The organism is Metabacillus bambusae, assembly GCF_017497975.1.
Lineage (GTDB): Bacteria > Bacillota > Bacilli > Bacillales > Bacillaceae > Metabacillus > Metabacillus bambusae.
Genome location: NZ_JAGDEL010000017.1, coordinates 1 through 13213, shown reverse-complemented (window position 1 = coordinate 13213; position 13213 = coordinate 1). Strand labels below are relative to the sequence as shown.

17 protein-coding genes are annotated in these 13213 nt (G+C 35.0%); 11 read left to right on the top strand and 6 right to left on the bottom strand.

Annotated features, from left to right (window positions below; translation table 11 throughout):
* Nucleotides 1-200: 200 nt before the first annotated feature.
* The 4 genes from I7822_RS19355 to I7822_RS19340 all read left to right on the top strand — a co-directional run bounded on the left by I7822_RS19355 (nucleotide 201) and on the right by I7822_RS19340 (nucleotide 6190).
* Nucleotides 201-1097 (top strand): ABC transporter permease, encoded by an 897-nt coding sequence (locus I7822_RS19355; protein ID WP_372442181.1) that lies wholly within the window; start codon nucleotides 201-203, stop codon nucleotides 1095-1097.
* Nucleotides 1098-1111: 14 nt separating this feature from the next.
* Complete coding sequence (locus I7822_RS19350) at nucleotides 1112-2014, top strand: carbohydrate ABC transporter permease (RefSeq protein ID WP_207980725.1); 903 nt, start codon at nucleotides 1112-1114, stop codon at nucleotides 2012-2014.
* Nucleotides 2015-2100: 86 nt separating this feature from the next.
* A complete protein-coding gene (locus I7822_RS19345) occupies nucleotides 2101-3681 on the top strand; it encodes an extracellular solute-binding protein (protein ID WP_207980724.1) in 1581 nt (526 codons plus the stop codon).
* Nucleotides 3682-3799: 118 nt separating this feature from the next.
* Nucleotides 3800-6190, top strand: a complete 2391-nt coding sequence (locus tag I7822_RS19340; protein WP_207980723.1) for a glycoside hydrolase family 2 TIM barrel-domain containing protein — start codon at nucleotides 3800-3802, stop codon at nucleotides 6188-6190.
* 137 nt (nucleotides 6191-6327) lie between these two features.
* Here the strand turns inward: I7822_RS19340 and sspL are convergent, their stop codons facing one another.
* Nucleotides 6328-6468, bottom strand: a complete 141-nt coding sequence (gene sspL, locus I7822_RS19335; protein ID WP_207980722.1) for a small, acid-soluble spore protein L — start codon at nucleotides 6466-6468, stop codon at nucleotides 6328-6330.
* Nucleotides 6469-6677: 209 nt separating this feature from the next.
* On the opposite strand from sspL, the gene I7822_RS19330 reads away from it, so the two are divergent.
* The gene (locus tag I7822_RS19330; RefSeq protein ID WP_243459567.1) at nucleotides 6678-6953 is read left to right on the top strand and encodes a DUF6123 family protein; all 276 of its coding nucleotides are present in this window, start codon (nucleotides 6678-6680) and stop codon (nucleotides 6951-6953) included.
* Between the two features lie 21 nt (nucleotides 6954-6974).
* Here the strand turns inward: I7822_RS19330 and I7822_RS19325 are convergent, their stop codons facing one another.
* Entirely contained in the window at nucleotides 6975-7871 is an 897-nt protein-coding gene (locus I7822_RS19325) for a DMT family transporter (protein WP_207980720.1), read from the bottom strand.
* 28 nt (nucleotides 7872-7899) lie between these two features.
* Nucleotides 7900-8289, bottom strand: a complete 390-nt coding sequence (locus I7822_RS19320) for a reverse transcriptase-like protein (RefSeq protein ID WP_207980719.1) — start codon at nucleotides 8287-8289, stop codon at nucleotides 7900-7902.
* Between the two features lie 525 nt (nucleotides 8290-8814).
* Between I7822_RS19320 and I7822_RS19315 the strand changes: the two genes are divergently transcribed.
* Complete coding sequence (locus tag I7822_RS19315) at nucleotides 8815-9501, top strand: reverse transcriptase-like protein (protein WP_307847817.1); 687 nt, start codon at nucleotides 8815-8817, stop codon at nucleotides 9499-9501.
* Nucleotides 9494-9670: a zinc-finger domain-containing protein gene (locus I7822_RS19310; protein ID WP_207980717.1), complete on the top strand. Its 177-nt coding sequence runs from the start codon at nucleotides 9494-9496 to the stop codon at nucleotides 9668-9670. The genes I7822_RS19315 and I7822_RS19310 overlap by 8 nt, the downstream gene beginning before the upstream one ends.
* A gap of 226 nt (nucleotides 9671-9896) precedes the next feature.
* On the opposite strand, the gene I7822_RS19305 is transcribed toward I7822_RS19310, so the two are convergent.
* Nucleotides 9897-10127, bottom strand: coding sequence for a DUF2564 family protein (locus tag I7822_RS19305; RefSeq protein WP_207980838.1), 231 nt, complete (start codon nucleotides 10125-10127; stop codon nucleotides 9897-9899).
* A 234-nt stretch (nucleotides 10128-10361) separates the two neighbouring features.
* Here I7822_RS19305 and I7822_RS19300 point away from each other — a divergent pair, with 234 nt between their 5' ends.
* A complete protein-coding gene (locus tag I7822_RS19300; protein WP_066332557.1) occupies nucleotides 10362-10550 on the top strand; it encodes a hypothetical protein in 189 nt (62 codons plus the stop codon).
* A 144-nt stretch (nucleotides 10551-10694) separates the two neighbouring features.
* Here I7822_RS19300 and cspD read toward each other — a convergent pair whose 3' ends face one another.
* Nucleotides 10695-10895: a cold-shock protein CspD gene (cspD, locus tag I7822_RS19295; RefSeq protein WP_046590248.1), complete on the bottom strand. Its 201-nt coding sequence runs from the start codon at nucleotides 10893-10895 to the stop codon at nucleotides 10695-10697.
* A 271-nt stretch (nucleotides 10896-11166) separates the two neighbouring features.
* Here cspD and I7822_RS19290 point away from each other — a divergent pair, with 271 nt between their 5' ends.
* Both I7822_RS19290 and I7822_RS19285 read left to right on the top strand, forming a co-directional pair.
* Entirely contained in the window at nucleotides 11167-11421 is a 255-nt protein-coding gene (locus I7822_RS19290; RefSeq protein ID WP_207980716.1) for a hypothetical protein, read from the top strand.
* 154 nt (nucleotides 11422-11575) lie between these two features.
* Nucleotides 11576-11842 carry a phosphocarrier protein HPr gene (locus tag I7822_RS19285; protein WP_207980715.1) on the top strand — a complete coding sequence of 89 codons (267 nt, stop codon included), beginning with the start codon at nucleotides 11576-11578 and terminating at the stop codon, nucleotides 11840-11842.
* A gap of 47 nt (nucleotides 11843-11889) precedes the next feature.
* Here the strand turns inward: I7822_RS19285 and I7822_RS19280 are convergent, their stop codons facing one another.
* Nucleotides 11890-12042, bottom strand: a complete 153-nt coding sequence (locus I7822_RS19280; protein WP_207980714.1) for a hypothetical protein — start codon at nucleotides 12040-12042, stop codon at nucleotides 11890-11892.
* 309 nt (nucleotides 12043-12351) lie between these two features.
* On the opposite strand from I7822_RS19280, the gene I7822_RS19275 reads away from it, so the two are divergent.
* Nucleotides 12352-13032 (top strand): class I SAM-dependent methyltransferase, encoded by a 681-nt coding sequence (locus tag I7822_RS19275; protein WP_307847814.1) that lies wholly within the window; start codon nucleotides 12352-12354, stop codon nucleotides 13030-13032.
* Nucleotides 13033-13213: the final 181 nt, after the last annotated feature.

Sequence of the window (13213 nt, the reverse complement as noted above, 5' to 3'; positions counted from 1 at the left end):
TCAAAAGCACATTCTTACTAAATTGTGTTTTTGAAAGGTTAGCAAACTACTAGATTACCATGTATCTGGACTGTATTCGTATACCGCTTTGAATTAAAAGTATGCTGATTATAATCGGGGGGGATTAAATGAAAACTGTAACTGTACAATCATCGACACCTGTTGTCCAAAAGCAAACGAAAGACTCTGCATTTAAAAGAATGTGGAGAAACCGTTCTCTTCTTCTCATGTGCCTACCGGCAATTATTTTCTTTGCTATTTTTGCTTACTTACCAATGCCAGGATTATATTTAGCATTTGTAAACTATGATTATTCACTTGGAATATTTGAAAGCGCTTTTGTGGGGTTAGATAATTTTCGCTTTTTGATCATGACTGGTGATTTATGGAAGTTAACCTTTAACACGATTGCTTATAATCTAGCTTTCATCATCCTAGGAAATTTCCTACAAATAGCTGTAGCCATCATGCTTAACGAACTGACAAATAAATGGTTCAAAAAAGTATCACAAACAATTATGTTTCTACCACATTTTATTTCTGCAGTTCTAATTGGACTTTTAGCCTATAACATACTTAGTTACGATTATGGAATACTTAATTCATTTTTAAAAATGATTGGCATGGATCCAGTACAGACTTATTCTAATCCGGCGATTTGGCCTTATATTATTGTTATTACTTTCCTTTGGCAATCCACAGGCTATGGATCGATCGTCTATTTTGCTGCGATCATGGGTCTTGATAAAGCTATTTTAGAAGCAGCAGAAATCGATGGGGCGAATGCTTTCCAGCGTATTAGATATATCATTATTCCTTGGCTTAAGCCAACTTTTATCATTTTACTGCTGTTCTCTTTAGGTGGAGTATTAAAAGGAAATTTCGGTTTGTTTTATAACCTAGTAGGTGCTAATAATACAATGCTCTATCCTACAACAGATATTATTGAAACCTATGTGTTCCGAACATTGATGACGAATTTTAACTTTTCATTAGGAAGTGCTGTAAGTTTATATCAATCTGTTTTTGGATTCCTAATTGTCATTATAGCTAACTGGATTGTTAAAAAGGTTTCGCCAGAAAATTCATTGTTTTAAGGAGGGGATCGTTTATGGAAAGTACGGTTAGACGGAATATAGATTTTTCTACATTAATGGTTCGTATTATCGGTTATGGGTTTATTGGTGTATTTGCTTTATGTTGTCTTTTGCCCTTTGTCTTGATCGTATCATCTTCCTTCACATCTGAGCAGGCGGTTATGGAAAGTGGATTTACCTTGTGGCCAAAAGAGTTCACTACATTTGCATATGAAATAGTTTTTAAGAACCCTAGACTTATTATTGGTTCATATGCTGTAACATTCGGAATTACCATTGTAGGTACTGCGATAGGTTTGTTTATTATAGCGATGACAGGTTATGCCTTGCAACGCGCGGATTTCTTGTATCGTAATAAAATATCATTTTATATCTACTTTACAACACTTTTTTCTGGTGGACTTGTCCCGTTTTATCTTCTAGTAACGCAATATTTGGATCTTAAAGATAGTTACCTAGCAGTACTGCTTCCAGGATTACTGAGTCCTTTTCTAATCATTATGATGAAGGCTTTTACAAAGTCGATTCCACATGAGATTACGGAATCAGCGAAAATGGATGGTGCGGGTGATTTCACGATCTTTTTAAGATTAATTCTACCAATGTCTACTCCAGCCTTGGCGACAATAGGACTTTTCATTGCCTTAGGATATTGGAATGAATGGTATAATGCAATGCTTTTCCTTTCACCCAATATGGAATATCGACCGTTACAGCTATTTCTTTATAACGTAATCACAAGTGCTGATTTCATAAGGAATTCTGCGGCTGCTTCCAATGTACAGCCACAAGATGTTCCATTGGAAACGATGAAAATGGCAACAGCGGTTATTGCTACCGGTCCTGTTATTCTCTTCTATCCGTTTGTTCAACGATACTTTATCCAAGGTATTACAGTTGGTGCAGTAAAAGGATGATTGAATATGGTTGAGGGAACTTCCTCATTTCATAGAATCAAGAACTATGTAATAGTTTTTGAAAAAAATAAAAGGGAGGCAATAATATGTTGAAAATGAAAAATTTCTTGGTAATGGTCATGGTAATGTTGTTAACTTTTAGCCTTGTGGCCTGTAATGGATCCAGCCAAACAAGTTCAGAAAAGTCAGATCCAAGTACAAAGGTAAATGAAAATGGCGAAGTTGATACTTCTGAATTCGTAACAATTACCATGATGGCGTTGGGAGATAAGCCGACCAACGGACAATTAGAAAAAGTTATGGAACAAGTAAATGCTAAATTAAAAGAAAAAGTAAACGCTCATCTTGAAATTAAATGGATAGAATGGGCGGACTATATGACAAAGTATAATCTTACTTTAGCTTCTGGTGAACCAGTTGATTTAATTATCACTGCTACTGACTGGTTAGATGCATGGGGAAATGCTCAAAAAGGAGCATTCATGGATATTAGTGACCTTCTACCAACATACGCACCTAAAACATGGGAAGAAGTTTCCGATGAAAATTGGGAGCAAACAAAATTTGATGGGAAAATTGTAATGATTCCTGAGGACTCTTATACTCAATGGGTTAACCATGGCTTTTTCTATCGCACGGATTGGGCAAAAGAATTTGGAATTACTGAACCTATTGAAGATTTTGAAACATTAGGTGATTACTTCCAAGGTATTATTGACAACAAAGAGGGTGTAATTCCTTGGGATACACCTGGTACAAACGTCACTACAGCATGGGGGTATACAACTTCTTATTCGGACGAGATTGAACTTCCAATCGCTACAGGAGTATTCCCGATTTACTGGGGTAAATCTTATGATGAAGCGTATACAGTTACTAGTCCAGTTTTCGAAGATATTTTTGTAGACTATGCAAAGCTTATGAAGGATTGGGCAGATAAAGGATACTGGCGTAGCGATGTTTTGAATTATAAAGGTGACACTCGCGCGTTATTCCAAGCTGGAAAAACAGGAGCTGATCAGCATCATACGGAAACATTCTCTGGTCTACGTCCGCAAATGGACGTGAAACAACCGGGTTCAGAAATTGATATGTTTGCTTGGTCTGATACACGTGATAACTTAATTTCAATGTCAGTAACTCACGGTGCTACAGCTGTAGGAGCTCATAGTAAAAATCCTGAGCGTGCCCTAATGGTATATGATTTAATTCGTAACGATGAGGAAATATACAAACTATTCAACTATGGGATTGAAGGAGTTCAATACGAAATTGCAGACGGCAAACGTGTTCGTCCTGAAGGTTATGATGAAACAAAGGATGCATTCTCCTCTAACTTCTGGGGTGGGCGTGTAGACAAGTTCGAAATTCCAAGTGCTGATAAATGGGAAGGGATTACTGAGGTTTATGCAGAGTACGATAAAATTAAGAAGCCGTTCCCATATGGAAGATTTGTTTTCGATAGTACCCCTGTAGAAGCTGAACTTGCTGCTCTATCACAAGTGACAGCACAAATGGTACCAGCGATTGCATTCGGTAAAGCGGGAGACCCAGAAAAAGCTGTTAAAGATTTGCGTAAGAGATTAGAAGCAGCTGGTTATGAGAAAGTATTGAATGAAATCCAAAAACAAATGGATGAATATAAAAAGCTTGTTGAAGGTAATTAATTTATCGATTAAATGTAAGTGAAGGAGGGGCTATCAACATGTTTGATAGCCCTTGTTCTATCAAGTTAAATAAGAATAATTACAATTTGAATAATTAAACAAGGGGTGTAAGTTATATATGGTAAATGTTTTAAATCAAGAATGGGACCTGTCTGTAAAGAGTAGAAAATTTAATTTTGATTGGAAATTCCTAAAAGGTGACAATTTGGATGCTTTTAAGCGTGAGTTTGACGATTCAGATTGGCGTAATTTAACGTTACCTCATGATTGGAGTATTGAAGGGCCCTTTAAAAAGGAATATGCTAGTTCAACGGGGTATTTGCCTGGAGGAATTGGGTGGTATCGGAAGAAATTTATTGTACCTGATAGTTTAAAGGGGAAGAAAATATTTATTCAATTCGATGGAATTTATAAAAATAGTGAAGTATGGATAAATGAACAATTTCTTGGTAAAAGACCTTATGGATACAGCTCATTCCATTATGATTTAACTCCGTTTTTAACCTTCGATAATAAAGAAAATGTGATTGCTGTGAAGGTAGACCACTCAGATTTTGCAGATTCTCGCTGGTATCCAGGTTCTGGTATTTATCGAAATATCTTTATCAATTTGACCGATAAGTTGCATATCAAGCCATATGGTATATTCATCACAACTCCGAAAATTACAACGTCAGAAGCAGAAATTCAAATTCGCACAAGTGTAAAAAATGAATACAGTGACATAGCTGAAATCAAAATTAATCATAATATTAAGGATGCGAACGGTAAAGAAGTTACCGCTTGTTCAAACGTAGAGACTATTCCAGCAAATAATGAACAAGAGTTTTCTCATGCTATCTTACTAGAACAGCCAAATCTTTGGTCACCGGAAAACCCTTACTTATACAGTGTAGAAACAAAAGTGATAAAAGATGGTGAAGTGATAGATTCTGAGACTACTCGACTTGGTGTAAGATATTTTCATTTCGATGTGGACTCAGGATTTTATCTAAACGGAAAGAATATTAAAATGAAGGGTGTATGTATTCACCATGACGCAGGGTGTCTTGGAGCTGCAGTTCCTGACAAGGTCTGGAAAAGGCGATTGCAACTATTAAAAGAAGCTGGTGTAAATGCGATTAGAATGAGTCATAATCCACCTGCACCGGAATTGCTAGATATGTGTGATTCTTATGGGTTTTTAGTTCAAGATGAAGCATTTGATGAGTGGGAATTTCCTAAGAATAAGTGGGTAGAAGGCTGGAATAAAGGCGAACCATCACTAGACGGTTATGCTTCCGACTTTGCAGAGTGGGCGGAAAAGGATTTGAGGGATATGGTTTTAAGAGATCGGAACCATCCGTCTATTGTTTTTTGGAGTATCGGTAATGAAATTGATTATCCAAACGATCCATATTCACATCCTGTACTTGAAGATCGTTACAAAGTAGACAAACCAGAAGCAAAGGGAATGGGTGACATTGCCAAGAGATTGGTAAAGGTTGTAAAGCAATATGATCCAACACGCCCTGTTACAGCTGCTTTAGCAAGTGTCATAATGTCAAATGAAACAGAATTTCCGGATGCGCTTGATGTGGTTGGCTATAACTATCAAGAGTTTCGATATTCTAAGGACCATAAAAAATACCCTGAAAGAGTTATTTATGGAAGTGAGAATGGAAGGAATAATGATGTTTGGTTAGCTGTGAAAGATAATGACTATGTATCAGGACAATTTATCTGGACAGGAATTGATTACTTAGGTGAAGCAAGAGGATGGCCACTCCGCCATGCAACCCCTGGAATGCTGGATCTTGCTGGATTCAAAAAACCTTTATACTTTTTTAAACAAAGTCAATGGTCTGGAAAAGATATGGTCCATTTAGGTGTGACCTCTATAGAGGATAAAGAAAAGCCGGGGCATATAAATTGGGATCATGAAGTTGTCTGCCAATGGAAGGGAATTGATGGTGAAATAGTAAGGGTTGTATGTTGTACAAATTGCCAGGAGGCAGAGTTACTTTTAAATGGTGAATCATTTGGTTTAAAAAAGAGAGAAGAATACCCCGACGGGACAATTTATTGGGATATCCCATATCGTGATGGTACATTAAAGGCGATAGGCGTAAGCAATGGAGAAAGCCGTTGTACACATGAGTTAAAAACAGCTGGCGAACCAACTAAGATAGTAATGAATGCGGACACTCTTTCTCTTAAAGCTGACAGTCTGGATGTGGCACATGTAGAAGTAAATATCCTAGATCAAGACAATCATCTTGTTTATGAAGCAACGAATGAATTACATTGTGAAATTGATGGGCCGGGTGAAATTATTGGGATTGAATGTAGTAACCCTACAAGCCATCAGGATTATAAAGCGAATTTCAGGAAAGCTTACCATGGCAAGCTACTAATCTACGTACAGGCCACAGATCAGCCTGGAACGATTAAATTAAAGACATCTTCTGTGGACTTGCAATCATCTTATCTAGAAATAGATGTTCAAAACCCCACAACTAAACATTGAAAGAGCACGATTCCAAAATTCATGTTCATGGGGGCCAAAACATTTTTAATGATAAAGGGCCTGGAATTAAGAGGATTTCATACACTTTTGAAAAGTGTAACAGGTTTAGGAGAGGCTATTTAAATGCCTCTCTTTCCTTATTTCGTATTTTTCTTCTTAGCGGCATTCTCTAGCTTGCTCTTTGGTTCTGTTGAAAACTCAACACCTTCTCCATATCCTTGTGGATTGACACTTGGTGCTTTTTGGCCACGATTGTTACCTCTTTTTTCACTACTCATTATCATGTCACCTCCACTTGTATTATGACCTTTTTCTCATAAAAATAATTGAAAAAACATTTGGTAATGTTAATCCTGTGTCAAAAGTCTCCATTATTATTTGAATATTTTAAAAGGAATTTTCGTATTTATTATAAAAAACAATAGAATTAATCGACAGGATTCGCTATCATTGTCTATATACTGATTATGTAAGGATGGAATTAAAATTGGCAAAAACGGTGCAAACAGTTTTAGATTACGTAGAATATTTAACAGGAAAGGGCTTTATATTAGGTGAGGACGCATACGGTTTTATTCAGTTTGGCAAACATTATACCAATTCACAAGATGAAATCGTCAATATTGCAATTGAGCTTACATTAAAAATCCAAAAGGAATTTGATGGTGCTTTTTTCATATCTTTGTTAGAGATGTTGGATAAAGAAGCAATTTCAAATAGAAAACAGGCAATTAGACATGTTAAATCTTTAAATTTAATGTAAGTAAGCCCGAATTATCCGAGCTTACATGCCGTGCTTTTGTTTTATCCGTTTAATTTCTTTAAAGTCTGGAAATTCAGTCACGATCATTGCAATAAAGATAAGTAAACAACCAATTAATCCAGATCCACTTAGTCGTTCATTGATGACAATAAAAGCAGTAAGGGCAGCAAATACGGGCTCCATTGCAAAAATAAGTGCGACTCTTGGTGCAGTTGTAAACTGTTGAAATTTTGTTTGGATAAGGAACGCAATCGCTGTTGCAAAAATAGATGTAATCACTAATGCAATAATCACATCTCGATTAAATAAGGCATCATATGTAAAAGATGTTTTTTCAAACATAGACGAACTAATAAAGCTTAGTAGAGAAACAGTAGATAATTGAACAATTGTTAAAGGTATCGCCCCATGTTTGCTTGAAAATTTACTAGTAAAAATAATATGAAGTGCGAATGCAATAGCACAGAAGAAAACAAGGAGATCACCGATATTCATACTCATCTTATCTCCAATAGTAAGGAAGTAAAGTCCTAATGCCCCAATAAAAGCACTGAGAAAAACGATCGATCTAGGTTTTTCTTTTAGTATCCATATTGCAAATAAAGGTACAATCATAACGCTAAGACCAGTAATAAAGCCTGTTTTTGAAGAAGTAGTATAAAGTAAACCGACCGTTTGAAAAGCATAGCCGAGAAATAAAAACATACCTAAAAACATACCAGATCCTAATAAGGTGAGTGAAAACTTCGATTTTTTTTTCATGAAAATTAATAATAATAAAGCCGCAATTAAAAATCTCGTACCATTAAAAAAATGCGGAGGTAAGAATTGTATCGCCTTTTGAACAATGACAAATGTTGAACCCCAAATAAATGCTACAAATAATAAACTTATATCTGCTAATGTTGTTTTTTTCATATCCTTCACATCTTTCTTCTCTATCGTTTTAATTATTTTTTAAAATAGCACTTCTCGCAAGTTGATCAGCTACTTTATTTTCTTTACTAGGAATCCACTTAATAAAGAAAAGATCAAATTGTTGCGATAGCTCTAAAACACGTTCAAGTAATGGTGCGTACGAGGGGTTTTTAACAAATAGTTTTTCGATGGCACGATCAACAAGCTGTGAGTCTGTACGAAACGATACAATTCGATAACCATTTTCAAGACAAATTTCCAAGCCTTTTATTAATGCATGGTATTCTGCTTCATGATTTGTCATAATCCCAAGAGGGAGTGAGTATTGTTCTGCACTTCCATGACCTTTAATAAAAACTCCAGCACCTGACATTCCTGGATCACCAGCACTGGCACCATCTACATATACCTCAATCATAAACTAATACCTCCTAACGATGTTAAATTGTTTAACAAGGCTCTTTTCTAAGAGATTGTTGCTTTTAAATAAAAAATAATTCAGGTTGATTGGAGCGGAAATCAACCACTCCGCACTACTTGGTAAATAGCAAAAAAGTTTTCGAAAACAGCCTTTAACAAAAACTAAAACGGTGATAAAATAGGTTTCATTGGCCCTTTTTTAAACTTATGGCTATTTGTAAGCTCACGGTTCTTATAGGTACTTTGTTGATTGGAGCGAACGCTTGCATGAGGAAATCAATAAACAAATCTAACAAAACAAAATTAATAGAAAATAGTTGGTTAAAAATAAACTTAATGATTAACTTACGATTAATGGAATCAAAATAAAGGTAAATCGAATATGATTATAGCACATTGATAACATTAGTAAATATAAAGTAATTTTATTCAAGTGGGTTAAACCTTTATGAAATACAGTGACATTTTTTTATTAGCTTCAATATATACTAACTCGAGTGAAATCCAAAGAACCTAATCAGGAGTGAACCCTTTGAAGTATAGAATCGAATGGACCTATCAAACGAAAAAAAAGTTTCAAGCACTTATTTCGACAGATTATCTGTCATTAAATGAGACGATATTTTTAGCTGAAGATTTTATTCAAACTGGTAGAGTAAAACAACTTTATTTTTCATCAGAAGACGGGCAAACCTGGACGCTAAAGGAATTAAAACGTCTAAGAGATATTGTTAAGGATGAACCGCATGATGTTATTGCTTATTTTGATGGTGGATATCACAAAAACACTAAATTAGCAGGCTTCGGGGCTGTGGTCTACTATACACAGAGCGGTAATCGATATCGGATAAGAATGAACGAGAAGGTTATGGAGTTAACATCAAATAATGAAGCAGAGTATGCAGCTTTTTTTTATTTGATAAATATACTAGAGGAGTATGGAATAACAAAACAAAAGATAGTATTTAAAGGTGATTCCCAAGTAGTTCTAAACCAGTTATCTGGTGAATGGCCATGCTATGAGGAAGAATTTACAATTTGGTTAGATCGTATAGAAAATAAAATAAAGAGTCTTCATATCACACCTGAGTATGAGACTTTATCTCGGAAAGAGAATGGTGAAGCTGATAAACTAGCAACACAAGCAATGAGTGGAATTGAAATTAGAAGTAAATTGATATTGGACGAGGAAGTTGAAGAGAATGAGTAAAAAACAAACATTGCAGGAACTTAGCGAAATATTAGATACTTATTGTGTTAATTGTCTACTTAAGAAGCATTTCCGTGAAGAATTTGGAAAGCGGTATGCTCACTCTTTTTGCATTAATCAATGTACTGTTGGTCAAAAGATAAAAGAAGTTGGAGAAAAATTATTATAAATGCTAAAACCAAATAGCCTAGATCGTTTTAGCAATAAAAAATCCGCATATAGCGGATTTTTTTATTGTATCAGAATTTATAACTTTTCTTACTCAGTTTTGGTGTCTAGCTCCAGCGCCTAGACCCTCGGGGGCCTAAGCCTCTCAGGGAATTGAAGACAAAGAATGTCTTCTATTCCTGGGCGTCTTATGCCAGTCGGGTCTGATCAAGGCGCGTGCGCTTTTCTTATTGCTTTGCCTCAGATAATTGATGCTCACATTGATCTAGTAATTGTTGTTGCTTTGTTAAAAACTCTTGATCAACACCTGTTTTATTTGATCGATTCATAATATCCTTTGCATCACTTATCGCATTTTCTGCATGATGGATCGCTTCAGGATCTAACTGCATTGTTGCTGAACCAACCATTTTTTGCGCAGCCTTTACTGACATCTCAATCTGACTTAATTCATTCATTCCACTAATTAATCCAGTATGTTTAATTTGATCCAATGATAACACCTCCAGTTTATAGGATTTGAAATATTGGAAGAAAATATTCGTTAAAAAAAACAATCGTATACATATATCGAAAACAGTAATGTCGTGTTAAAATGAAGAAAGAAGTAAACTATGTAAAAATATAACACATTTATGCAACGTTTTGACTAGATATTCGTCAATTTTCTGATTGGAAGGAGTGGAAATGACATGGGGAATGAACCATTAGATACATCAATCAAAGAAGCATTCTCAGAAATTTACCGAGATCTTGATAAATTAGTCTTTATAGCGAACAACGCGAATATTTTTAATCAACATGAAGTGAGTAGAATTGAGAAAAGCATTAAGCAAAATGTAAAAGCGGTGGAATATCTACTAGTAAGTCAAAAACGTTAGAAAATTGGTAATATTGGTTCATTTAACATATAAACGATCCTTGAAGGTTTAGAACAAATAAAAAAGAGGCGGAGAAAACTCAGCCTCTGTTAATTCAAGTTGTTTATGGTTGAATCACAAGTTATTTGAAGAACTTGCTTGTGATTATAACTTTGTTACGTTAGCAGCTTGTGGTCCGCGGTTACCTTCAACGATTTCGAAAGAAACTTCTTGACCTTCTTCTAAAGATTTGTATCCGTCGCCTTGGATAGCTGTGAAGTGTACGAATACATCGTCTCCGCCTTCAACTTCGATAAATCCGAAACCTTTTTCATTGTTAAACCATTTTACTTTACCGTTTTGCATAGTACTTAATCCTCCTAATACTGTAGCACAGGTGGTGCTAAAAAAATTTTATCATTAACAGAATATTATATGTATAAATAATCGTTATTAAAACGTTATCATAAATACTCAGCTTAATGATGCTTTAACTATACACTAATTTTATAAAAACCGTCAAGTTTAACAAGGATAATTTTACAAAACTTTCAGAATCTTCCCGTGAGAAAAAAATAGTATAAATACACATAAAAGTACAAGCATATAATAGTTAAAAAGCTTGGAGAGGATCTTAATGCGTAAGTTTTACATGAATGGGGAAGATATTTTAATAACATGTAGCCGTAGGATTGACGAAGCTGGTTTTGCTAGAGCATGTGAGTTTGTTGCTAAGTGTGATAAAGCGATCCTAGAGATGAGAAAATCTTCTATCATCCTTCTTCAGGATAATGAGCTAAATTCGATCGTTATTGAGCGTATGAATACAGATACTTTTACTCTACATGTTCAATATGAAATAAATTGTAAGAATGTCTTTCAAATTAATTAACAAACTAGTTCCCTTTTTATAAAAAAAGTTTATAATAATGTTAATAACTAAAGTAGCTTTTTACAGCTGCAAGAGATGAAGAATTACATACAAATTCATCAATCTAAATAGAGTAGAAAAGCTACATTGGCAAAAATGGAAGGAGAATGTACAAATGGTAGAAAAAACTTTTACAATTACAAGTGAAGCAGGGTTACATGCTAGACCAGCAACTGCATTAGTAAATGCAGTTAATTCTTTTACTTCTGAAGTAAATCTTGAAGCGAATGGTAGAACTGTGAATTTAAAATCAATCATGGGTGTTATGTCTTTGGGTATTTCAAAGGGAGCAGAAATTAAAATAACTGCAAATGGTAGTGATGAAGCTGCAGCACTTGAAGCAGTTGAACGTGCTATTACAACTGAAAGTCTAGGAGAATAATCTAGCATTAAATAACAGCCACTGATACATTCAGTGGCTGTTTGTGTTCATTCGATCCTTGATTTATCCCTTTGGTCTTTATTGCGCTTATTCCCTTTACTATTATCACCTGGGATGTGATCTTGTGCCAATTCCATTTGATATTGACCGTTTTGAGGGGAGTTTTGATTTTTACTACCTTTGTTATTTTTCTTAGTCATAAAGTCCTCCTGAAAGTTGGTAATAAGTAAGGTTGTCACTCGAGATTCAAAACTACTTCAAATGTATAATAAACATCTTACTTTTAGGCTCTGTTAAAGCTCACTGTTGATTGGGGATAAGGTGTGAGACTCCCGGACCGCCCGCGGAAAGCGAACTCCTGCAGTGGAAATCAACAACCAAGTTTAACGGAGCTTACTTTTAAGGTATTTACTCCATTAATATGACCATTATGTTCAACTCTTATTTGTATAATTACATAATATTTAAAGGTTATGAAACGATCATTATTAAAGGAAAGGTGATAAATTGTGCTATCAAAACAATGGCAGGCTAATTCAAAAAGTCAATGGGATGATAAAGCAACTTTTTGGCACAGCAACTCTAAGGAAATGTGGGAAACTGGTAGCCGTTGCTCAATCATCCCATTCTTTTCAAAACATATTAAGAAATCTGCAAAAGTTGCAGATATAGGTTGTGGTGATGGATACGGTTCATTCAAATTATATTCAGAAGGCTTTCATGTAACAGGTGTTGATTTATCCTCAGAAATGATTCGTTTAGCAAAGAATCGAGAGACAGATTCACTAAAGTTTATCCAAGCATCAATCAACGAAATGCCTTTTCAAGCAAATGAGTTTGATGCCATATTATCAATAAATTGTCTAGAATGGACAGAGGATCCGCAAGTATCATTAAAATGTCTACATCACATTTTAAAGCCTGGTGGTCACCTTTGCATAGGGATACTCGGACCAACAGCACAACCACGAAAAAACAGCTATCCACGATTATATGGTGAGCAAGTAATTTGTAATACAATGATGCCTTGGGAATTTGAACAGCTTGCAAAAGAGAATGGCTGGTATTCAATAGATGGATTTGGGATTTATAAAAAAGGGGTAATAGAACAACATATACAACATTTATCTAAAGAATTAAAGCAGGCTCTAACATTTATGTGGGTATTTCTCTTGCAAAAAAAAGTATAAACAAAAGTGAACTGACCCATCTAAATGAGACTTAGAAAAAACACCTAAGCTACCTGTTCTCCAAACTCTATTGGAGACTGGTAGTTTAATTTTGCCTGAATTCGTATTTGATTATAATAATACATGTATTGATTTACGATTTGCACTACTTTAGAATTAGATATAGATGCTCTTCTTAGAG